At 39.6% G+C, this 22,203-nt stretch carries 19 protein-coding genes; 2 read left to right on the forward strand and 17 right to left on the reverse strand.

All coding sequences use genetic code 11. The annotated features are described in order from the left end of the window. Window positions 1-314 precede the first annotated feature (314 nt). From prmC to spo0F, 9 genes are all read right to left on the reverse strand, one after another. Window positions 315-1,166: a peptide chain release factor N(5)-glutamine methyltransferase gene (gene prmC, locus AC1DKZ_RS15585; RefSeq protein WP_002184526.1), complete on the reverse strand. Its 852-nt coding sequence runs from the start codon at window positions 1,164-1,166 to the stop codon at window positions 315-317. Continuing rightward, window positions 1,166-2,233, reverse strand: a complete 1,068-nt coding sequence (gene prfA, locus AC1DKZ_RS15590; RefSeq protein WP_002113060.1) for a peptide chain release factor 1 — start codon at window positions 2,231-2,233, stop codon at window positions 1,166-1,168. Before prfA ends, prmC begins: the two co-directional genes overlap by 1 nt. Before the next feature lie 354 nt (window positions 2,234-2,587). Continuing rightward, window positions 2,588-3,172, reverse strand: a complete 585-nt coding sequence (locus AC1DKZ_RS15595) for a thymidine kinase (RefSeq protein WP_002016305.1) — start codon at window positions 3,170-3,172, stop codon at window positions 2,588-2,590. 110 nt (window positions 3,173-3,282) lie between these two features. Continuing rightward, window positions 3,283-3,528, reverse strand: a complete 246-nt coding sequence (locus tag AC1DKZ_RS15600; protein ID WP_000643447.1) for a type B 50S ribosomal protein L31 — start codon at window positions 3,526-3,528, stop codon at window positions 3,283-3,285. A gap of 568 nt (window positions 3,529-4,096) precedes the next feature. Beyond that, window positions 4,097-5,368, reverse strand: a complete 1,272-nt coding sequence (gene rho / locus AC1DKZ_RS15605; protein ID WP_002016308.1) for a transcription termination factor Rho — start codon at window positions 5,366-5,368, stop codon at window positions 4,097-4,099. Between the two features lie 339 nt (window positions 5,369-5,707). After that, on the reverse strand, window positions 5,708-6,673 hold the full coding sequence (gene glpX / locus AC1DKZ_RS15610; protein ID WP_002016310.1) for a class II fructose-bisphosphatase: 966 nt from the start codon (window positions 6,671-6,673) through the stop codon (window positions 5,708-5,710). A 183-nt stretch (window positions 6,674-6,856) separates the two neighbouring features. Beyond that, window positions 6,857-8,146 (reverse strand): UDP-N-acetylglucosamine 1-carboxyvinyltransferase, encoded by a 1,290-nt coding sequence (murA, locus tag AC1DKZ_RS15615; RefSeq protein WP_002034893.1) that lies wholly within the window; start codon window positions 8,144-8,146, stop codon window positions 6,857-6,859. 347 nt (window positions 8,147-8,493) lie between these two features. Then, window positions 8,494-9,351 carry a class II fructose-bisphosphate aldolase gene (locus AC1DKZ_RS15620; RefSeq protein ID WP_002016312.1) on the reverse strand — a complete coding sequence of 286 codons (858 nt, stop codon included), beginning with the start codon at window positions 9,349-9,351 and terminating at the stop codon, window positions 8,494-8,496. Between the two features lie 211 nt (window positions 9,352-9,562). After that, the gene (spo0F, locus tag AC1DKZ_RS15625; RefSeq protein ID WP_000398592.1) at window positions 9,563-9,931 is read right to left on the reverse strand and encodes a sporulation initiation phosphotransferase Spo0F; all 369 of its coding nucleotides are present in this window, start codon (window positions 9,929-9,931) and stop codon (window positions 9,563-9,565) included. Between the two features lie 202 nt (window positions 9,932-10,133). Here spo0F and AC1DKZ_RS15630 point away from each other — a divergent pair, with 202 nt between their 5' ends. Then, entirely contained in the window at window positions 10,134-10,658 is a 525-nt protein-coding gene (locus tag AC1DKZ_RS15630; RefSeq protein ID WP_476996559.1) for a DUF2529 domain-containing protein, read from the forward strand. A 32-nt stretch (window positions 10,659-10,690) separates the two neighbouring features. Here the strand turns inward: AC1DKZ_RS15630 and pyrG are convergent, their stop codons facing one another. The 8 genes from pyrG to AC1DKZ_RS15670 form a co-directional block, all read right to left on the reverse strand. Next, window positions 10,691-12,298: a CTP synthase gene (gene pyrG / locus AC1DKZ_RS15635; RefSeq protein ID WP_002016314.1), complete on the reverse strand. Its 1,608-nt coding sequence runs from the start codon at window positions 12,296-12,298 to the stop codon at window positions 10,691-10,693. A 257-nt stretch (window positions 12,299-12,555) separates the two neighbouring features. Next, window positions 12,556-13,086, reverse strand: coding sequence for a DNA-directed RNA polymerase subunit delta (gene rpoE / locus AC1DKZ_RS15640; protein WP_002034891.1), 531 nt, complete (start codon window positions 13,084-13,086; stop codon window positions 12,556-12,558). 165 nt (window positions 13,087-13,251) lie between these two features. Next, window positions 13,252-13,881 (reverse strand): TetR/AcrR family transcriptional regulator, encoded by a 630-nt coding sequence (locus tag AC1DKZ_RS15645; protein WP_002034889.1) that lies wholly within the window; start codon window positions 13,879-13,881, stop codon window positions 13,252-13,254. Between the two features lie 64 nt (window positions 13,882-13,945). Further along, window positions 13,946-15,085: an acyl-CoA dehydrogenase AcdA gene (gene acdA, locus AC1DKZ_RS15650; RefSeq protein ID WP_002016320.1), complete on the reverse strand. Its 1,140-nt coding sequence runs from the start codon at window positions 15,083-15,085 to the stop codon at window positions 13,946-13,948. Between the two features lie 22 nt (window positions 15,086-15,107). Next, window positions 15,108-16,238, reverse strand: a complete 1,131-nt coding sequence (locus tag AC1DKZ_RS15655) for an acyl-CoA dehydrogenase (RefSeq protein ID WP_002034888.1) — start codon at window positions 16,236-16,238, stop codon at window positions 15,108-15,110. Between the two features lie 72 nt (window positions 16,239-16,310). Next, window positions 16,311-17,162, reverse strand: a complete 852-nt coding sequence (locus AC1DKZ_RS15660; protein WP_002016322.1) for a 3-hydroxybutyryl-CoA dehydrogenase — start codon at window positions 17,160-17,162, stop codon at window positions 16,311-16,313. Window positions 17,163-17,211: 49 nt separating this feature from the next. After that, window positions 17,212-18,495 carry an acetyl-CoA C-acetyltransferase gene (locus AC1DKZ_RS15665; protein ID WP_003192474.1) on the reverse strand — a complete coding sequence of 428 codons (1,284 nt, stop codon included), beginning with the start codon at window positions 18,493-18,495 and terminating at the stop codon, window positions 17,212-17,214. A gap of 9 nt (window positions 18,496-18,504) precedes the next feature. Continuing rightward, window positions 18,505-20,616: a (Fe-S)-binding protein gene (locus tag AC1DKZ_RS15670; RefSeq protein WP_002130078.1), complete on the reverse strand. Its 2,112-nt coding sequence runs from the start codon at window positions 20,614-20,616 to the stop codon at window positions 18,505-18,507. A gap of 392 nt (window positions 20,617-21,008) precedes the next feature. On the opposite strand from AC1DKZ_RS15670, the gene cls reads away from it, so the two are divergent. Beyond that, a complete protein-coding gene (gene cls, locus AC1DKZ_RS15675) occupies window positions 21,009-22,202 on the forward strand; it encodes a cardiolipin synthase (RefSeq protein ID WP_002184520.1) in 1,194 nt (397 codons plus the stop codon). The last annotated feature ends 1 nt before the right edge of the window (window position 22,203 follow it).

A 22,203-nucleotide genomic window follows, 5' to 3' on the forward strand; every position in this document is an offset into this window, starting at 1 on the left:
GTGGACAGACTTTCATCTTTCTAAACTATTAAATTCGAAATCTATATAAAAAACCGATAGAAAAGCATTTTTTTAATTGGCGATAGGGACTGGCTATGTATAGGAGCGGTCAGGGCCTTTTCCTGCCACGCGCAAAGTTTTAAAACAAAGACAGGCAACAAGGTGTATGTCCATTTTTATCTTTATGACAGCAATCTATAGGTAATAAGGTGCTTATTTTCGCTGAAATAATACCCCTTACCAAAATTCTAAATAAAATGTATGGCTGAGTAGTTACGAATTTTTCATACAAAAAATAGAGTAAGGCTTATCCCTTACTCCATCTCTGCAAATACCATGCGATCTTTTCCATTAATATCAAATACAACTTCAACTTGAGCGCGCGGGAAAGTTTGCTGTAATAATGCTTTCACATCTTCACCTTGCCCTACACCAATTTCAAACGCAACAATCGCCTTGTTCTGTAATACATTCGGCAATTCCTCCATAAAACGACGATAGAAATCTAGTCCATCTTCCCCACCAACAAGCGCACGCTTCGGCTCATGCTCCTTCACAACAGTAGAAAGACCACGCCAATCTTCCTCTGGTATGTACGGAGGATTGGAAACAACAACATCTAACTTCTGACCTGTTTCATAAAACGGAGACAGTAAATCGCCGTGATAGAAAGTTACATCCGCCCCTAAAGTTTTTGCATTTTCTTTTGCAACTTCAATCGACTCCTGTGCGATATCTACTGTATACACATGAAGGTTTTTATTTTCTAAAGCAAGCGTAATAGAAATCGCTCCACTACCTGTTCCAATATCCGCTATGTGAAGCTCCTCATTACCGAAATGGCGCTCAATTCTCTCTAGCACTCCAACTATAAGTTCCTCTGTTTCCGGTCTTGGTATCAATACCTCTTCATTTACAAAGAATGCTCGGCCATAAAACATTTCATAACCGAGCATATATTGGATCGGAATACCTTCTACATGCTTGTGGATAAATTGTGCAAAACTTTTCTCTTGTTCCGCAGTTATTTCTTCACGCATATTCATGAGCATTCCGGTTCTGTTCGTCTTTAATACATGACAAAGGACAATTTCTCCCGCATTTTCATCTCGTCCATTTTCCTGTAAAAAAGAAGAAGCCCATTTCAGGGCTTCATAGACACGCATTACTCAGCTGCCTCCATCTTTTGCGCCTGATCTTCCATCACTAAGGCATTGATGAAATCATCTAACTTACCTTGTAGGATTTGATCTAGCTTTTGAATCGTTAAACCGATTCGATGGTCTGTAACACGGTTTTGCGGGAAGTTATACGTACGAATACGCTCTGAACGATCTCCCGTACCAACAGCTTGTTTACGGTTTTGATCATACTCAGCTTGCGCTTCTTGTCTAAATTTATCATAAACACGTGCGCGTAATACTTTCATCGCTTTTTCTTTATTCTTAATTTGTGATTTCTCATCCTGACAAGATACAACTACACCAGTCGGTAAATGCGTTAAACGTACCGCTGACATCGTTGTATTAACGCTTTGTCCACCAGGACCACTAGAAGCAAACGTATCAACACGAACATCTTTTTCATGAATATTAATTTCTACTTCTTCTGCCTCTGGTAGTACAGCTACAGTTGCTGTAGATGTATGAATACGTCCGCCAGATTCCGTTTCAGGAACACGTTGTACACGGTGAGCACCATTCTCGAATTTCAGCTTCGCGAAAGCACCTTTACCGTTAATCATAAAGATAATCTCTTTATATCCACCTAACTCTGTATAGCTCGCTTCGATAATTTCAGTTTTCCAACCTTGCACCTCAGCATAACGGCTATACATACGATATAAATCACCAGCAAATAAAGCTGCCTCGTCACCACCAGCAGCGCCACGAACCTCAACGATAACGTTTTTATCATCATTAGGGTCTTTTGGAACAAGTAAAATTTTCAGACGTTCTGATAATGTTTTCTCTTGTCCTTCTAATTCAGAAACCTCTTCTTTTACCATATCACGCATATCAGCGTCTAACTTATCTTCTAACATTGCCTTTGCATCTCGTAATTGCTCACGAACATCTTTATACTCACGGTACACCTCTACCGTGTCCTGAATATCAGATTGCTCTTTTGAATACTCACGAAGCTTATTTGTATCGCTAATAACCTCTGGGTCACTTAACAACTCATTCAACTTCTCATAACGATCTTCTACAGCTTGCAAACGATCTAACACACCATTCACCTCTACATCCTAGTATCTAATACAAATAGTATATGGTACTTAATCAAAAAAACGCAAATTATATTTAAAAGCGTAAGCGGCTTGCTCAGGATCGCAGGACATTGGAACTCTCGACCTTGAAGCGCTTTTTGCTTCGAGCGAGAGAGTGAAATGGCCGGAGATTCTAGCCGCTGGAGCTAGATAATATTTAAAAGCGCAAGCGGCTCGCTCAGCTCTGACTGGCTAAGGTTCTCTCGCACAAAAGGTGCTTTTCACCTTGAGTAGCGGCGGTTCTTAGACACGAAGAGCTGGCCACCAATCTTCATCTATTTTCGAAAAAAACCCGCTCTACATAGCGAGTTTCACTTATCTTTGTTTTGTAGGTACTGCATGACAATGACGACAACGTGGTTCATACGATTCTGAAGCCCCAACTAAAATAATTGGATCATCAAATGCCGCTGGTTCTCCATCGATTAAACGTTGCGTACGACTTGCAGGAGATCCACATTCAGAACAAACTGCCTGCAATTTAGTTACATGTTCAGCAATCGCCATCAGCTGAGGAACTTGTCCAAATGGTAGACCACGGAAATCTTGGTCTAATCCAGCTACAATGACACGATAGCCACGATTTGCCAATACTTGCACCACTTCCACAATGTCCCCATCAAAAAATTGTACCTCATCGATTGCAATAACATCCATTTCTTCTGTTACATGGTTAAATATATCTTTTGAAGCTGAAACAGGAACTGCTTTAACCTTTAATCCATTATGTGATACAACATCTTCTTCACTATAACGATTATCAATACATGGCTTAAATACAATTGCATGTTGTTTCGCAAATTGTGTACGGCGTATACGGCGGATGAGCTCTTCTGATTTTCCAGAAAACATACTCCCGCAAATCACTTCAATCCAACCATTTTGATTCATTAAGTACATTGAGCTCTCCTTTCATCTACTTTCCTAATCCAAAGTAGGGTAAAGGTTTAATATTTTCGCAAAAAAAACAGACAAGCGAATACATACACTTGCCTGTTTTATGTTCTTTATTACTTGATGCCGTATTTCTTATTGAAGCGGTCAACACGTCCGTCTGCAGTAGCAAACTTCTGACGTCCAGTGTAGAATGGGTGAGAATCAGAACTGATCTCAATTTTTAGTAATGGATAAGTGTTACCATCTTCCCACTCAACAGTTTCGCTAGAGCCTTTTGTAGACCCGCTTAAGAATTTGAAGCCAGTGTTCGTGTCCATAAATACAACTTTATTGTAATTTGGATGGATTCCTGCTTTCATTCTTTTCATCTCCTTCCGCCCTGAATCATTTTCGAAACAGAGTTTTTCATCTTCAGCTGCTTACACAACTATATTGATGAAACACATATGATGAAATTATAACAAGGCTAACTCCATTTTGCAACTACCTGTTTTTGTCTTTTTAAAAATTAAAAGCACAAGCGGCTCGTTCAGAATCGCAGGACATTGGAGCTCTCGACCAAGAAGCGCTTTTTGCTTCGACCGAGAGAGCGAAATGGCCGGAGATTCTTGCCGCTGGAGCTGGATATACCTAAAAGCGCAAGCGGCTCGTTCAGAATCGCAGGTCACTTCAAGCTCTCGACCAAGAAGCGCTTTTTGCCTCGTAGGAAGAAGCGAAGCCACCGACCATTCTAGCCGCTGAGGTGGAACTAGATACACCTTAAAGCGCAAGCGGCTCGCCCAGAATCGTAGGGCACTTCAAGCTCTCAATCCAAATATGATTTCCATCTCAAAAAACAAATTTTTTCCATATATTACTCTCTAATATTCCCTTAAAAACATAAAAAACTCGCTTACTACGAAATAAGCGAGTCCCCATCTTTTCCCTTTACTTAGTGGTTACATACCTTTTTGAGTCTGCAACAATGTTTTGTAAAAATTCTTCATTTGTCTTTGTTTGACGAAGTTTACGTAAGAAGCCTTCAACAAAGTCTGGTGTATCACGCATTGTTTTACGAATACCCCACAGCTTGTCTAAATGTTCTTTCGGAATTAATAGGTCTTCTTTACGCGTACCAGAGCGACGAATATCAATCGCTGGGAAGATACGGCGCTCAGCTAATGAGCGATCTAAGTGAAGTTCCATATTTCCAGTTCCTTTAAACTCCTCGTAAATTACATCATCCATACGAGACCCTGTATCAACAAGCGCTGTTGCTAAAATCGTTAGGCTACCGCCCTCTTCGATATTACGCGCAGCCCCAAAGAAACGCTTCGGTCTATGAAAAGCAGCAGGATCAATACCACCCGATAAGGTTCTACCACTTGGCGGAATAACAAGGTTGTAAGCACGCGCTAAACGGGTAATACTATCCATTAAAATGACAACGTCCCTTTTATGTTCTACAAGACGCATTGCACGCTCTAATACAAGCTCCGCTACTTTAATATGATTCTCTGGCACTTCATCAAAAGTAGAACTTACAACATCACCTTTAACAGAACGTTCAATATCTGTTACTTCCTCTGGACGCTCATCAATTAAAAGTACAATTAATTCTGCTTCCGGATGATTTGTTGTGACACTGTGTGCAATTTCTTTTAACAGACTTGTTTTACCAGCCTTTGGAGGCGCAACAATTAAACCACGTTGTCCAAATCCAACTGGTGCGATTAAATCCATGATGCGTGTCGGTAACTTTTTCGTTTCCGTCTCCAATTTCATTTGGCGATCTGGGTATAACGGTGTTAATGCAGGGAAATGTACACGCTCTTTTGCTGAGTCTGGATCATCTCCATTTACAGCTTCAACTTGTAGCAATCCAAAATAGCGCTCATTTTCTTTCGGAGGTCGTACTTTACCAGAAACCTTATCTCCATTACGTAAATCGAAACGACGAATTTGCGAAGCCGAGATATAAATATCTTCTGAGCTTGGAGAATAATTGATAGGACGTAAGAATCCAAATCCTTCTGATTGAATAATTTCTAATACGCCTTCCATGAAAAAGAAACCTTCTTTTTCTGCTCGAGCTTTTAAGATAGAGAAGATTAGCTCTTTTTTCGTTAACTTGCTGTAATACGAAATCTTAAATTCCTTCGCAAGCTCGTATAACTCTTTTAATTTCATGTTTTCTAATGCTGCAATTGACAAATTCATTCAGACACCACACTTTAACTTTATTCTCTTTTCACATGGGTAAAGGGAAAAATACGGAAGGCAAATAAATAATAATGAAAGGCAATAAGTTCAAGTAGGATAATATTCACTATTGTAACCCTTTTATCTAGTTTTAATCAATACGTTGAAACACAAATACAAGAAGCGAAGACAAGAAAATTTGTCTTCGCCTTTTCATATTTCTTTCTTTTTTCTACTCACCTGATTTTAAGGCAGAATAGATAAGGCATTTCTGCTTTTATTTAATCCAGCTTCAGCAGCTAGAATGGTCGGTGGTTTCGCTTCTTCCTGCGATTCTAAACGAGCCGCTTGCACTTTTTATTTAATAACCAAATTCGGTTTTTTATTTAAGCTATGGCGGCCGTCTACGAAGCGTACTGTGCCTGATTTTGCACGCATAACAAGGGACTGTGTTGTCCCGACGCTACCTTTAAATTGAACGCCTCGTAATAGTTCTCCGTCTGTTACACCTGTTGCTGCAAAGATTGCATCGTCACCTTTTACTAAGTCTTCCATACGAAGGATACGATTGATATCTTCAATACCCATTCTTTTACAACGAGCTAGTTCAGCTTCGTTTTGAGGTAAGAGCTTCCCGTGAATTTCTCCACCTAAGCATTTTAATGCGACCGCAGCTAATACACCTTCAGGTGCTCCACCAGAACCGAATAGAATATCTACACCAGTACGGTCAAATGCTGTATTGATTGCTCCAGCTACATCTCCATCGTTAATTAATTTAATACGAGCACCAGCTTTACGAATTTCTTCGATAATTGCTTGATGACGTGGACGGTTTAAAACTGTCGCTACAACATCTTCGATATCTTTATTTTTCGCTTTCGCAACTGCACGTAAGTTGTCGATAATAGGTGCGTCAATATCAACTGCACCAACTGCTTCTGGACCAACCGCTATTTTATCCATGTACATGTCAGGAGCATGTAACAAATTGCCGTGATCTGCAATTGCAATAACAGCAAGCGCATTCCAGCCGCCAGCCGCTACGATATTTGTCCCTTCTAAAGGATCAACTGCAACGTCTACGCGTGGTCCATATCCTGTACCCAATTTTTCTCCGATATATAGCATTGGCGCTTCATCCATTTCACCTTCGCCAATTACAACTGTACCTTTCATCGGAATTGTATCAAATACATCACGCATAGCTGATGTTGCTGCACCATCTGCCTCATCTTTTTTTCCGCGCCCCATCCAACGCGCTGATGATAATGCTGCAGCCTCTGTTACACGTACTAACTCCATAGATAAACTTCTTTCCACGATAATCCCTCTCCTTTAAGTCTTTATATTTCTGCCGTATTTTGTGAACCTTGTTTTTCTATAAAGTGTACTTCCGTTAGTAGTGATTCTTCGCTCCCCATTAACGGAAGTATCACCACCTTATCCCGATTGGTGAGGGTTAATAATCGGCGTGGGATACCCCATACTGATTAAAGTTTCACTTTATGCATTCTTCATTTCTTCAATTTCTTGCTTTGTCATTTGTTCTCGCCAAATGTTTGCACCAAGCCCTTTAAGCTTGTCTACTATATTTTCGTAACCTCGATCAATATGATCAAGTCCCGTTACTTCTGTAATGCCATCTGCCATTAAACCCGCAATAACAAGGGACGCACCAGCTCGTAGGTCACTCGCTTTCACCTTCGCACCTTGCAATAAAACCGGTCCAGTCACAATTGCTGAACGGCCTTCTACTTTAATTTGCGCGTTCATACGGCGCAATTCATCAATATGCTTGAAACGTGCGCTGTAAATTGTATCAGTTACAACTCCTGTTCCATGCGCTTTTGTTAAAAGCGTTGTAAACGGCTGTTGTAAATCCGTTGGAAACCCTGGATATACAAGCGTTTTTACATCAACTACTTTTAACCTTCTATTGCCGTTCACTGTAATTTGGTCATCGTTCGTTTCAATTTGAACACCAGCTTCTCTTAGCTTCGCAGTAACGGATTCTAAATGCTGAGGAATAACATTATCAACTGTTACTTCTCCTCCTGACGCAGCCCCTAAAATCATATACGTACCAGCTTCAATACGGTCTGGAATAATAGTGTGGTGACAACCGTGCAGTGAATCCACACCATCAATTCGGATTACGTCTGTACCAGCACCTTTAATACGTGCTCCCATACTCGTTAACAATGTAGCTACATCAATAATCTCTGGTTCCTTCGCTGCATTTTCAATAACAGTTCTACCTTTCGCTCGTACAGCCGCTAGCATAATATTAATCGTAGCTCCTACACTAACAACATCTAAATAAATACGTGCCCCACGTAGTTCGTCTGCTCTTAAATAAATGGCACCTTGTTCATTTGTAACATATGCCCCTAACGCTTCAAACCCTTTAATATGCTGATCAATCGGTCGTGGCCCTAAATGACATCCACCTGGAAGCCCAATAACAGCTTTTTTAAAACGGCCAAGCATTGCACCCATTAAATAATAAGAGGCGCGCAATTTTTTCACTTTTCCATTTGGTAAAGGCATCGCAACCATGTTAGAAGGATCGACTACCATCTCTTCTTCCTGCCCATAAGTTACTTTCCCTCCAATTTCCTCTAGTAAGTCTCCTAACATTTTCACGTCCGAAATATTAGGAACACCGCCAATAGTTACTGGAGTATCTGCTAAAATTGTCGCTGGAATTAGTGCAACAGCACTGTTCTTTGCACCACTCACACGAATCGTTCCATTTAAAGCTCTTCCGCCTTCAATTAGCAACTTTTCCATATTGAGCTCCCTTCTTGTGAATGCATTTATCTTCTACTTCTTTATAAGAAGTAGAAGATTCCCCCTTAAGAATCTCAATCACTCTTTCCATCCTGAAACTCAATAAGTAGAAAACCATCACCTGTAGCTCCCCTGCTGTACAAATAGATGAAGATTAACTATTCATCGAATCAAATTACTCAATTCAGATACTTACCACATTTATTAATAGGACTATGCACGTTATTTTCTATATTTGCAAACCAAAAATTCACTTTATAAAATCTTTAGACTTGTTCGCGCTTTCATTATACAACGAAAGGAAACCGTCTAAAAGACTAGACGGTTTCCAAAACGGAATTTTATTCTTACGCTTTACCGTTAGAACCGAACTCACGCATTTTACCAGCAACAGTTGCTTTGATAGCGTCGCGGCCAGGTCCAATATATTTACGAGGATCGTAAACTTCTTGGTCTTTGTTTAATGCTTCACGAACAGCTTTTGTAAACTCAATTTGGTTCTCAGTGTTTACGTTAATTTTTGAAGTACCTAGAGAAATAGCTTTTACGATATCAGCAGTTGGGATACCAGTACCACCGTGTAATACTAAAGGTACGCCAGTGAAGTCACGAACTTGTTCCATTTCAGCGAATCCTAAGTTAGGCTCACCTTTGTAAGGACCGTGTACAGAACCTAGAGCTGGAGCTAGGCAATCGATACCTGTTGCTTCAACAAGGTGCTTACACTCTGCTGGATCAGCGTAAATTACGCCTTCAGCGATGATGTCGTCTTCTTGTCCGCCAACTGTTCCAAGCTCAGCTTCAACAGATACGTTACGAGCGTGTGCGTATTCTACCACTTTTTTAGTAGTTTCAACGTTTTCATCGAATGGGTGGTGAGAAGCATCGATCATTACAGATGTGAAACCTGCATCAATTGCTTCTTTACATTTTTCGAAGCTTGAACCATGGTCAAGGTGAATCGCTACAGGAACAGAAATGTTCATTTCTTCGATTAAAGCTTTAACCATAGCTACAACTGTTTTGAAACCAGTCATATGACGAGCTGCACCCTCAGATACACCTAAGATTACAGGAGATTTTTCTTCTTCCGCAGCAGCTAAGATAGCTTGAGTCCACTCTAAGTTGTTCATGTTGAATTGACCAACTGCGTATTTTCCTTCTAGTGCTGTGTTTAGCATTTCTTTCATAGAAACTAAAGGCATGGTGAATCCTCCTAAAAAACGTTTTTTGTATCCGATAAATTCTTATCGCTGGTAGTATGACCAGAATAAGGTAAAATATGTATATTTACATACCGGACTTCTTTCTACACTCAATAGGATAACAACTTGTACTCAAAAACTCAACCGTATTCACCTGCTCAATAGTCCATGTAAACGCTTTTTTCCATATTTTTTATAAAAAATTCATTTTTTACGCCTCTACGGCAAGCTGATCTCTCACTGCTTGACGAATCTCATCAATATCAAACGGTTTAGCAAAGTGCATTAAAGCTCCTAAATCTTTCGCTTCTTGAATCATATCCAATTCTCCATAAGCAGTCATTAAAATAACTTTAATACTCTCATCAATTTCTTTTACATGTTTTAAAATCTCTATACCATCCATACCTGGAATTTTCATATCTAACACTACTAAATCCGGATTATCTTTTTTCACGATATCTAAAGCTTGAAATCCATTCGCTGCTTGGAAAGTCTGATAACCTTCTTTTTGGAACACTTCATGCAATAAAACACGAATGCCATATTGATCATCAACGATTAAAATTTTCCCTTCCATAACTCCCAACCTTTCTGTGTAAGTACAAGATTTAAAGCTTCTTATATCTTATCGGTTTATTTTCGCTACTCTTTGCCAAATCCCTTCCTATTCTTTCTTATTTTACCGTTTCCTATTTTGTTATGCCACCCTACTATTTCCCCTTTCCAAAAAAAATAAGCTATAATGAGAACCAGCTAACACGAAAGAAAGGAGCAACAACATGTTAAAAATTTTCTCGACTCAATTAAATGGATATTTCTCCCGAATTTCTCAAAAAGAGGAAATGAATATAGAAGATAGCGCTCGTCTACTTGCCCAGGCGTTAGTTGGTGATGGCTTCATTTACTTGCATGGTACAAACGAAATGGAAGGTATTGTTTCAGAAGCATTATTTGGCGCCGAACCAATGAAACAAGCAAAACGTTTAATAGAAAACGGTGAACCGGCGGCAGTGACTGTTGCGGACCGCGTACTTCTTATTAGTCGTTTTTCGACAGATGAAGAAATTATAAAAACCGCGAAAAAACTTCATGAAGAAGGCCAATCTATCGTTGGAATCTCGGCTATTCAAGAAGGTGTTGAATCACTGGAACAATATACAGATGTACATATTGATACAAAGCTGTTAAAAGGTCTTATTCCAGATGATGAAGGTAACCGCTATGGGTTCCCAAGTTTAATTATAGCTTTATTTGCTTATCACGGATTGAAATTTACAATTGATGAAATGTTAAACGAATATTAAAAAAAGCGCCCTATTTCAGGCGCTTTTTTTTATTACTTGCTCTCTTTATTCGTAATAGAAGCACTTACGAAGTCATGGAACAATGGTTGTGGACGGTTTGGACGAGATACAAGTTCTGGATGGAACTGTGCTGCCACGAACCAAGGGTGATCTTGTAATTCAATAATTTCCACTAGACGACCGTCTGGGCTTGTACCAGAGAATACAAATCCTGCTTTTTCCATATCTGGACGGAATTGATTGTTAAACTCATAACGATGACGATGACGCTCATATACAACCGGCTCATTGTAAGCATTGTAAGCATTTGTTTCTTCAGCAAGCTTACATGGGTATAGACCAAGGCGAAGTGTACCACCTAAATCTTCTACATCTTTTTGTTCTGGTAATAAATCGATAATTGCATAAGGTGTGTCAGGATTAATTTCAGAAGAGTTAGCTCCTTCTAATCCTAATACGTTACGTGCAAATTCGATTGATGCAAGTTGCATACCTAGGCAAATTCCTAAGAATGGAACTTTGTTTTCACGAGCATATTGAATTGCAACGATTTTACCTTCTACACCACGATCGCCGAAGCCACCTGGTACAAGGATACCATCTGTATCGCCAACTAATTCTTTTACGTTCTCTGCTGTTACGTGCTCAGCATTTACCCATTTCACTTCTACATCTGTGTCGAATGAATAACCTGCATGACGAAGTGCTTCTACAACAGAAATATATGCATCTTGAAGCTCTACGTATTTACCAACAAGAGCGATTTTTGTTTTCTTAGAAAGGTTACGTACTTTATTAACTAGCGCAGTCCAATCTGTCATATCTGCAGCTGGATTGTCTAACTTCAAGTGATCACAAACGATTTGGTCCATGTTTTGTTCTTGAAGAGATAATGGAACCGCATATAAAGTATCTGCATCGCGTGCTTCGATAACTGCTTTTGTATCGATGTCACAGAATAATGCAAGCTTGTCTTTCATGTCCTGAGAAACAGGTAGTTCTGTACGAACAACGATAATATTTGGTTGAATACCTAAGCTGCGAAGCTCTTTAACGCTATGTTGCGTTGGTTTTGTTTTCATTTCACCCGCTGCTTTTAAGTACGGGATTAACGTACAGTGAATGTACATTACATTGTCACGACCGATGTCGCTCTTAATTTGACGAATTGCTTCTAGGAATGGTAGAGACTCGATATCACCAACAGTTCCACCGATTTCTGTAATAACAACGTCGGCATTTGTTTCGCGACCAGAACGATATACACGTTCTTTAATTTCGTTAGTAATGTGAGGAATAACTTGAACTGTTCCTCCTAAATATTCACCACGACGCTCTTTTTGAAGAACTGAAGAGTAAATTTTACCTGTTGTTACGTTGCTGTATTTATTTAAGTTGATGTCGATAAAACGCTCATAGTGACCTAGGTCTAAGTCCGTTTCTGCACCATCATCTGTTACGAATACCTCACCGTGTTGGTAGGGGCTCATAGTCCCTGGGTCTACGTTAATGTATGGATCAAACTTTTGAATAGTTACGTTTAAACCACGATTCTTTAAAAGTCTTCCAAGAGATGCTGCTGTAATACCTTTACCTAAAGACGATACTACACCGCCTGTTACAAAAATATACTTAGTCATGAAAATACTCCCTTCTACTTCGTTGTTATATAATCACCGTTGCAAAGCGCAACGTATGTAGATAACACTGTATCTATCTTATTGTTAGGCTCTTTTTATTTTCTAAACAAAAAACAAAAAAGAAAATTGCTCCCCTCATCACATAAAGTAATAAGTAGGGAGCAATTTTCTTTTATATTTACACTTTAAAAGTATTATCGTCTTTTTTTAAAGAGCCCAAAAATGATTCTACATGGACGATAATGAAAAGTCAAGAGCTACCGCTCTTCCTCTTCTTCTTCTTCAGTTTCATCATACTCAAGTTCTTCTTCTGCGAAGTCTTCATTATCTTCTTCTAAATCATCAAGATCATCATCTTCATCATCTGCGTCTTCGTCTTCAAGAACTTTGTCCAAATCTACTACATCTTCTTCTACTTCTTCTTCTTCTACTTCTTCTACATCATCTTCTTCAATGTAGTCGTCAAAACCGTCTTCTTCAACTTTGCGTTTCTTCTTCGGTTTTGGCTGAGGCAGAATTTCTTCATCAATTTGCTCATATGGGTACCAGCTACGTAGCCCCCAACGATTTTCTCCTAAATTAATGAAACGTCCATCGATGTTTAAATCTGTATAAAATTGTGCGAGTTTCGTATTAACTTGCCCTTGAGATAGTCCCAGCACTTGAGCGATTTCTTGAACCAACTCGTTGAATGTCGTTGCTTGTCTTTTATTCCCTAAAACACTATGTACAACTTCAATCATTGAACATTCTTTTAGCTCTTCTGGTGAATATTGCTTAAAACCCACTTATGCGGCACTTCCTTTCTTCAAATATAAGCTTATATATAACGGTCTGCTTAAAAAAATCCATACTATTCATTATAAACAAAAGTCGCACAAATATGCTACAAAAAAAACGGGAAACTTTTATCGCGCTATTTACGGGCAATAAAATTATAATTTGTCCATTCTTTATTTCGGAGACATATGTGCTCCTTGCAGTACATACCTAATTTGCATTTCTGTATATTCTTCGAGAGTATACAGTTTTTGCAGGGCCCAACGTCTAAATCCCCACATTTGTCCTTGTATGAAAATATTATGTGCAAGAAGCTGTATTTCCTTTTTATTTAGTGTAAATGTCCCATTTTCCGTACACTGCTCTAAAATATCCTCAAACATCCCGACCATTTGAAACTCTTTTTCTAATACATATGGGAGTGATTCTTTCGGTAAAAAACGTACCTCTTGATACATAATTAATACTTCTTCTTGCAATTCATCCATCACTTTAAAATAATTCATTATCGCTATCTTTAAGCTTTCTATACTTCCCTTCTCTGTACACACCACTTCCTCTAACCGCTCTTTTACATGTTCATAAATGCTATCACAAACTAAATATAATACATCATCTTTTGTGCGAATATACTCATAAAGTGTTCCGATACTAAATCCAGCCGCTTTCGCAATTTCTCTCGTTGTTGTACGCGGGAATCCTTTTTGCTTAAACAGCTGCACCGCACCTTTAATCATTTGTTCACGTCTTAACGCAACTAATTTTTCATCTTTCACTGACGCATGTACATTATGTTTAACCATCCCTTCACCTCTCTCTATTATTTTTGGAAGTAAAAAGCGTAGGAAAATACCTACGCTTTTGTTCCTACTTCGTTAACATACGAGAAATTACAAGCCTTTGAATCTCTTGTGTTCCCTCATATATTTGTGTAATCTTTGCATCGCGCATATAACGCTCTACTGGATAATCTTTCGTATAACCATAACCACCAAATACTTGTACCGCTTCAGTCGTTACCTTCATCGCTGTATCACCTGCAAATACTTTTGACATCGCTGACTCTTTCCCATACGGAAGCCCTTCTGATTCAAGCCAAGCCGCTTGATATGTTAAAAGACGCGCTGCCTCTACATCCGTTGCCATATCCGCAAGTTTAAAGCCAATTCCTTGTTGCGCCGCAATTGGCTTCCCAAACTGATGACGTTCTCTTGCATATTCTACAGAAGCATCTAAAGCGGATTGTGCAATACCGACTGCTTGTGCCGCAATACCATTACGGCCGCCATCTAATGTCTGCATCGCAACTTTAAACCCTTGGCCCTCTTCCCCTAGTAAATTCTCTACAGGAATACGGCAGTCTTCAAATATAATTTCAGTTGTTGGCGAAGAACGAATCCCTAGCTTACTTTCCTTCTTCCCAACCGAAAATCCTAGCGTATCACTCTCCACAATAAATGCACTCGTGCCGCGCTGCTTCGAATCAGGATCTGTTAATGCAAAAACAACATAAATATCAGCAATACCGCCATTTGTAATAAAAATTTTCGAACCATTTAAAATGTAATGGTCTCCATCTCGTTTTGCAGTCGTCCTCATTCCACCAGCATCTGATCCAGAGCTTGGTTCTGTTAAGCCATATGCACCAATTTTCTTCCCTTCAGCCATTGGGCGCAAAAACTTTTGTTTTTGCTCTTCCGTTCCAAATTTAAAAATTGGCCATCCAGCAAGTGAAGTATGTGCAGACAACGTTACACCTGTAGAAGCACAAACGCGGGATAATTCTTCAACGGCAATTACATACGCCAAGTAATCGCTTCCAATTCCGCCGTATTCTTCAGGCCACGGAATACCGGTTAAACCAAGCTCTGCCATTTGATCAAATAAAGCGCGATCAAATCGCTCTTCCTCATCACGCTCTGCTGCTGTCGGTGCTACTTCATTTCTCGCAAAATCCCGAACCATTTTTCTTATCATTTCATGTTCTTCTGATAATTTAAAATGCATTCCCGTCTCCCCCTCTGCCTTTTTATAAAGCTCGACTAATTACAAGCTTTTGTATTTCGCTCGTTCCTTCATATATTTGTGTGATCTTCGCATCACGGAAAAATCTTTCTACTGGATAATCTTTCGTATAACCATAACCACCAAATACTTGCACCGCTTCAATCGCAACTTCGACAGCCGTCTTAGAAGCAAATAATTTCGCAATAGAAGCTTCTTTACCGCATGGTAATCCTTGTGCTCTTAGCGATGCTGCTCTGTATACAAGTAATCGCGATGCTTCTACACTTGTTGCCATATCTGCAAGTTTGAATCCGAGTCCTTGCTGCGCCGCAATTGGCTTTCCGAATTGCTCACGCTCTTTCGCATAATCAATCGCACATGCAAGCGCCGCTTCCGCGATTCCTAATGCTTGCGCTCCGATTCCAATTCGCCCAACATCTAAATTCGCCATTGCCACCTTAAATCCTTGTCCTTCTTCACCAAGTAAATTCTCGGCCGGCACTTTCATATCTTCAAACGTAAGTTGCACTGTACGAGAACCAAGAAGACCCATCTTATGCTCATCTTTTCCAATGATTAAGCCTGGTGTATCTTTCTCTACTATAAATGCTGAAATCCCGCTTTTCCCCGCATCTGGATTTGTAGACGCGAAGACGATATATGTACTTGCTTCACCACCATTTGTAATAAAGACTTTCGATCCATTAATGATGTAGTGATCGTCTTTCTTTACAGCTCTTGATTTCAAACTACCTGCATCTGATCCTGCATTCGGTTCTGTTAGAGCAAATGCGCCTAAATATTCACCAGTCGCCAGTTTAGAAACATATTTCTGCTTCTGTTCTTCTGTTCCGAAGTATAAAATCGGATTCATTCCAACTGACGTATGTACAGCCAAAATTACACCAACCGTTGCACTTACCTTTGAAATTTCCTCAATTGCTAGAATGTAAGAAATAAAATCCATTTCTGCCCCGCCATATTTTGCAGGCGCTGGAATACCCATTAGTCCAAGCTCACCCATCTTTTGCAAAATCTCTTTCGGGAACACCCCTTGTTCCATACTAGGAACAAAGGGAGCTATTTCCTTCTGCGCAAAATCTCGAACCATTTTCCTCATCATTTGTTGCTCTTCAGTAAAATGAAAATTCATGTACTTCGCCTCCGTTTGCTATATATCTTCTTAACAATTTGGTCAGACCACTACTTTAATAAAGGGAGGAATTTATTCGTAAACGTAGAAACCACGACCCGTTTTACGTCCTAACCATCCTGCATTCACATACTTACGTAATAATGGACATGGGCGATATTTACTATCTCCTAATCCTTCATGCAACACTTCCATAATGTATAAACACGTATCTAAACCGATAAAGTCAGCTAACGTAAGTGGTCCCATCGGATGATTCATACCGAGTTTCATTACTTCATCAATCGCTTCTTTCGTCGCCACTCCTTCGTATAACGTATAAATCGCTTCGTTAATCATCGGTAATAAAATACGGTTCGATACAAACCCTGGGAAATCATTTACTTCAACTGGCACTTTCCCGATTTTTTTCGTAATATCCTCAATCGTTTCGTACACTGCATCATCTGTAGCTAAACCACGAATAATTTCAACGAGTTTCATAACTGGAACTGGATTCATAAAGTGCATGCCGATTACTTTCTCAGGACGTTTCGTTACCGCTGCAATTTCCGTAATTGGTAACGATGACGTATTCGTCGCTAAAATTGCGTGTTCTGGAGCGATTTCATCTAAATTCGCAAAAATTTTCTTTTTAATATCCATTTTTTCAACAGCTGCTTCAATAATAAGATCAGCTTCTTTGACACTATTTAAATCGAGCGTCCATGTAAGGCGATTTAAAGTCGCATCTTTCTCTTCTTCCTTCATACGGCCTTTTTCTACTTGGCGGGCTAAATTTTTCGAAATAACAGCTAGCCCTCTATCTAATTGCTCTTGCTTTAAATCTTGCACTTTCACATCATAGCCTGCCATTGCACACACTTGTGCGATACCTGAACCCATTTGCCCTGCACCAATTACAACAATCTTTTGTACACTCATTTTTTCTTCCCCCTTAATTGTTAATAAACTATATATCTTCTAATCTTAATTAGTGAACTTCAATCATCACTGCATCACCTTGACCGCCACCGCTACAAATAGAAGCAATTCCAATTCCGCCGCCGCGCTGCTTCAGTGCATGGATAAGTGTAACGATAATACGTGCTCCGCTCGCTCCAATTGGATGCCCCATTGCTACAGCACCGCCATTTACATTCAATTTTTCCGGATCGATCCCTGCGATTTCTGTACTTGCAATTGCTACAGCCGCAAATGCCTCATTGATTTCAAATAGATCTATGTCTTCAATTGTCTTACCTGTCTTTTTCAGCAATTCATTAATTGCATAACCTGGCGTTCTTGGGAAATCCTTCGATTCTACCGCAATCGCCGTATGCGCCAAAATTGTCGCTAATGGTTTTCTTCCTTCTTGCTTCGCTCTGTCCTCGCTCATTAATACAAGTGCAGCACCGCCATCATTTAGTCCCGGAGCATTACCTGCTGTCACCGCTGACGTCTTATCAAATACAGGCTTTAATTTCGCTAATTTTTCAATCGTTGTATCCGCGCGTGGCGCCTCATCCTTAGCCACGACGATAGGATCGCCTTTTCTTTGCTGAATTGTTACTGGTACAATCTCCTCTTCAAAACGCCCTTCTTTATGTGCCGAAACCGCACGTTGATGGCTACGATATGCCCATTCATCTTGTGCTTCGCGAGAGATTCCATCTTCCTTCGCAACTTCTCCGCCATAAACACCCATGTGTATACCTGAAAATGCGCATGTTAAACCGTCTGCAACGTTTAAATCGATAACTTCGTTGTTACCCATTCTGTATCCCCATCTTGCCCCTCGTAAAATGTAAGGGCTGTTACTCATCGATTCCATTCCACCAGCTACAATCAGTGATTGATCACCAGTACGAATAATTTGATCTGCTAACGTAACTGCGCGAAGCCCTGATGCACAAACTTTATTTACTGTTTCTGTCTGCACTTCCCAAGGAATGCCGGCCGCTCTTGCTGCTTGACGTGATGGAATTTGTCCTTGCCCTCCTTGGATAACCGTTCCAAATATAACTTCTTCAACATCACTAGCGGAAACATTTGCCCTTTCAAGCGCTGCCTTAATTGCGATTCCTCCAAGTTCTGTTGCTTTCACGTCTTTTAAAGTTCCTCCAAATTTTCCAACCGGTGTTCTTGCAGCACTTAAAATAACTGTTTTACTCATGTTTCTTTCCCCCATTTCTTTTTTTAGCACCGAGCGCTCGCTCGGTATCCTTGCGCCTAGAAGAGGTGCAATTATTGCACCTCTTTCTAAATTTAAATGCATTCCTACAAACTACATTGCTTCTTTCTTCTGTCCGATAACTGAGCGTTCTAAAATCTCTGTTACGTCCAAAGTTTGAACTGTTTCTTCAACTTCTTTCGCTTTCGTGCCGTCACTAATCATCGTTAAGCAATACGGGCATCCTGTACCGATAATTGACGGCTGTACAGCTAGCGCTTGTTCTGTACGAGCAACGTTAATACGAGAACCTGTCGTTTCTTCCATCCACATTAGGCCGCCACCCGCACCACAGCACATTCCCGTTTCACGGTTACGCGCCATTTCTACAAGGTTTACACCTGGAATTGCTTTTAGAATATCGCGCGGCGCTTCGTATACTTCGTTGTATCTTCCTAAGTAACAGGAATCATGGTACGTAACTGTCTCTTCAATAGAATGGACAGGTTTTAAACGACCTTCCTTCACCCACTGGGCTAGTAATTCTGTATGATGATAGACTTCTGCTTGTAAGCCAAAGTCCGGGTACTCATTTTTAAAAGTGTTATAAGCATGAGGGTCAATCGTAACGATTTTCTTCACTCCTGCTTTTTCAAATTCTTCAATATTTTTAGTCGCCATTTCCTGGAATACAAATTCATTTCCAAGGCGGCGCGGTGTATCACCAGAGTTCTTTTCCTTATTACCAAGAATTGCGAATGAAATGCCTGCTTCGTTCATTAGCTTCGCAAATGATATCGCAATCTTCTGACTGCGATTGTCATACGAACCCATTGATCCAACCCAGAATAAGTATTCAAACTCTTCGCCAGCTTTTGATTTCTCCTTTACAGTTGGAACTGTTACTTCATCGTCACCTTGGCGCCATGTTTCACGCTCTTTACGGTTCAGTCCCCACGGATTACCTTGACGCTCAATGTTTGTCATTGCACGCTGCGCTTCCGCGTCCATTTTTCCTTCTGTTAAAACGAGATAGCGGCGTAAATCAATAATTTTGTCAACATGCTCATTCATAACTGGGCACTGGTCCTCACAGTTACGGCACGTTGTACATGCCCAAATCTCTTCTTCTGTAATAACGTCTCCGATTAAACTTGGGTCGTACGCTAGCGCTGTAGCCGCTGATTCTTGTTGTCCTTTTCCAGCTGCCATCATCGCTAACTGATTTCCTTGTGTATTATTAAAAGCAACAACTGGAACCCACGGTGCTTTTGATGTTACCGCTGCGCCTTTATCAGTTAAATGATCACGAAGTTTTAAAATTAAATCCATCGGTGATAACATTTTCCCTGTTCCTGTTGCCGGACACATATTTGTACAACGACCACATTCGACGCAGGAATATAAGTCGATAAGTTGATTTTGTCTAAAGTCTTCAATTTTACCAACACCGAATGTTTCTTGTGTTTCATCTTCAAAATCAATTTTTTCAAGTTTTCCCGGATTTGAAAGACGACCAAAAAACACGTTAACTGGTCCAGCAATTAAATGCGCATGTTTTGATTGTGGAACATAAACTAAAAACGTTAACAAAATTAGTAAATGCACCCACCAAGAGAAATAGAACACTGAAATGGCTACGGTTTCATTTAATCCCGAGAAAACGTAAGCGATTGCAGAAGCGATCGGTTCACTCCATGAAAGCTCCTCGCCGTGCCATATAATTCCCATTCCATTACCAAGTAGCACAGAAATCATTAAGCCACCAATAAAGATAAGAACAAGGCCTGATTTAAAATTACGTTTCAAACGAACAAGCTTTTCAATATAGCGTCTATGAAAAGCCCAAAAGACTGCAATTAAAATAACGAGTGTGACAATTTCCTGGAAGAATGTAAATGCAGGGTATAGTGGTCCAAGTGGAAGATGCGATCCTGGTGCAAGTCCTTTCCAAACGAAGTCAATTGCTCCAAATTGGACAAGAATAAATCCGTAAAAGAACATAACGTGAATGATGCCGCTCTTTTTATCTTTCAGCAGCTTTTTCTGACCGAAAACATTGACCTTAAGAAGATCCCAACGCTCTTTAAAGCGACGGTCAAATTCGATCTTTTTTCCTAATTGTATGTAGGCCATCCTTGTTCGTATAAGATATACAAACAAATACCCCGCATAAGCAATAACAGCAATGGCAGCCAGCCAATTAATGATTAGTAAGCTATTCATTTTATGCTACCCCTCTCTTTGTAAGCTCTCTTTCTTTTTTAGAATCTTCGAAAATATATAATTTTCTGAATTATATCCCCTATTCCCATTATATAATGAGTGAGCATTCAGTCAACAGTTTTTTGTTATACAACAACACATTTTTTAATAAAGCTGTTTATTTCGGTGAAACTATAAAGTGAAACTTTAATCAGTAGGGAGCGGTTTATTCCCTACTGATTATTAGCCCTCACCAATCGGGATTTTACGGGCAGCCCGAATCCCAACCAACTTCTTTGCTTTTAACCCAATTTCGAGGTGGGAGTCTTACTGCCCGCAAATAGCGGGATACAGTGAAATTTTGATTTGTAAAAAATTGATGGTGAAAAGACCGTGAAGGAGGGAATTTACTTATGTTTTTCTTATCTCTCTTGTTATTAGGCAGCGCTCTCTGGATTACAATCGACCTTTCATATGGGAGAATTGTTCATTTAAAGCGTGTACGTTCTCGTTCTTTCCCTTTACGTCAAAGTGATTTTCGCCTTTATACATACGGAAATGATCTATACGATGCTCTCTTTACTGATATAAAACAAGCTAAACACCATGTGCACGTTTTATTTTTTATTGTAAAAAACGATGATATAAGTCGTACGTTTTTAAAGTTACTTATCGATAAAGCACAAGAAGGAATTGAAGTAAGACTTTTACTCGACCGGTTTGGAAGTCATTATTTATCAAAAGAAGCGATTTACTCGCTACAAAAGCATGGTGTCTCTTTTTCATTTTGTCATAAAGTGAAATTTCCTTTTCCTTTCTTTTCTGCAAATCAAAGAAACCATAGAAAAATTACAGTTATTGACGGGAAAATTGGTTATATTGGTGGATTTAACATTGGCGAAGAATATTTAGGGCATAATCAAAGGTTAGGGTTATGGCGAGATTATCATTTACGTCTTACAGGAGAAGGGATACAAGATTTACAAAAACAATTTTTACATGATTGGCTCGACGATACAGACCAAAATTTATTAGATTCATCTCTTTATTTTCCTATGCAACAACCAGGGACCATTCTACATCGTTTCATCCCTACTGATGGTGCCTATTTACAAAATACATTTTTACATTTAATCGAAAGCGCGAAAAAAGAACTCTTTATCGGTACACCATATTTTATTCCTGGAAAAAAAATTATGAATGCATTATTAAAAGCGCGAAAACGTGGGGTTCAAATAACTATTCTCGTTCCACAAAAAGCTGATCACGCCCTCGTTCGAGAAGCAAAATTCCCATATTGCCGAAAGTTAATACAAGCTGGTTGTAATATTTACGCTTTTCAGCAAGGATTTTTCCACGCAAAAATTATTATAGTAGACGATCATACTTGTGATATCGGAACTGCTAATTTCGATATGAGAAGTATATATATTAACCATGAAATCAATTGCCTTTTATACGATAAACATTTCATACAAGAAGTAAAAAGTAAATTCGAGGAAGATTTGGAACGCTCCTCATTACTTTCCTTTGAAGATGTCAGCCCTCTCTCCATTATCGATAGAGGAAAGGAATGGATAGGAACGATACTCGCGTTCTTTTTATAGA

It is taken from the genome of Bacillus sp. 05T21 (assembly GCF_056396785.1).

Coding starts and splice junctions, on each gene's coding strand:
- AC1DKZ_RS15660 (WP_002016322.1), bottom strand. CDS start 17,162: ATGAGTGTACAAAAGATTGTTGTAATTGGTGCAGGGCAAATGGGTTCA.
- pyrG (WP_002016314.1), bottom strand. CDS start 12,298: ATGACTAAGTATATTTTTGTAACAGGCGGTGTAGTATCGTCTTTAGGT.
- AC1DKZ_RS15620 (WP_002016312.1), bottom strand. CDS start 9,351: ATGCCTTTAGTTTCTATGAAAGAAATGCTAAACACAGCACTAGAAGGA.
- cls (WP_002184520.1), top strand. CDS start 21,009: ATGTTTTTCTTATCTCTCTTGTTATTAGGCAGCGCTCTCTGGATTACA.
- acdA (WP_002016320.1), bottom strand. CDS start 15,085: ATGCATTTTAAATTATCAGAAGAACATGAAATGATAAGAAAAATGGTT.
- AC1DKZ_RS15670 (WP_002130078.1), bottom strand. CDS start 20,616: ATGAATAGCTTACTAATCATTAATTGGCTGGCTGCCATTGCTGTTATT.
- AC1DKZ_RS15630 (WP_476996559.1), top strand. CDS start 10,134: ATGTTAAAAATTTTCTCGACTCAATTAAATGGATATTTCTCCCGAATT.
- murA (WP_002034893.1), bottom strand. CDS start 8,146: ATGGAAAAGTTGCTAATTGAAGGCGGAAGAGCTTTAAATGGAACGATT.
- AC1DKZ_RS15595 (WP_002016305.1), bottom strand. CDS start 3,172: ATGTACTTAATGAATCAAAATGGTTGGATTGAAGTGATTTGCGGGAGT.
- AC1DKZ_RS15645 (WP_002034889.1), bottom strand. CDS start 13,881: ATGGTTAAACATAATGTACATGCGTCAGTGAAAGATGAAAAATTAGTT.
- spo0F (WP_000398592.1), bottom strand. CDS start 9,931: ATGGAAGGGAAAATTTTAATCGTTGATGATCAATATGGCATTCGTGTT.
- prmC (WP_002184526.1), bottom strand. CDS start 1,166: ATGCGTGTCTATGAAGCCCTGAAATGGGCTTCTTCTTTTTTACAGGAA.
- AC1DKZ_RS15655 (WP_002034888.1), bottom strand. CDS start 16,238: ATGAATTTTCATTTTACTGAAGAGCAACAAATGATGAGGAAAATGGTT.
- AC1DKZ_RS15665 (WP_003192474.1), bottom strand. CDS start 18,495: ATGCATTTAAATTTAGAAAGAGGTGCAATAATTGCACCTCTTCTAGGC.
- AC1DKZ_RS15600 (WP_000643447.1), bottom strand. CDS start 3,528: ATGAAAGCAGGAATCCATCCAAATTACAATAAAGTTGTATTTATGGAC.
- rho (WP_002016308.1), bottom strand. CDS start 5,368: ATGAATTTGTCAATTGCAGCATTAGAAAACATGAAATTAAAAGAGTTA.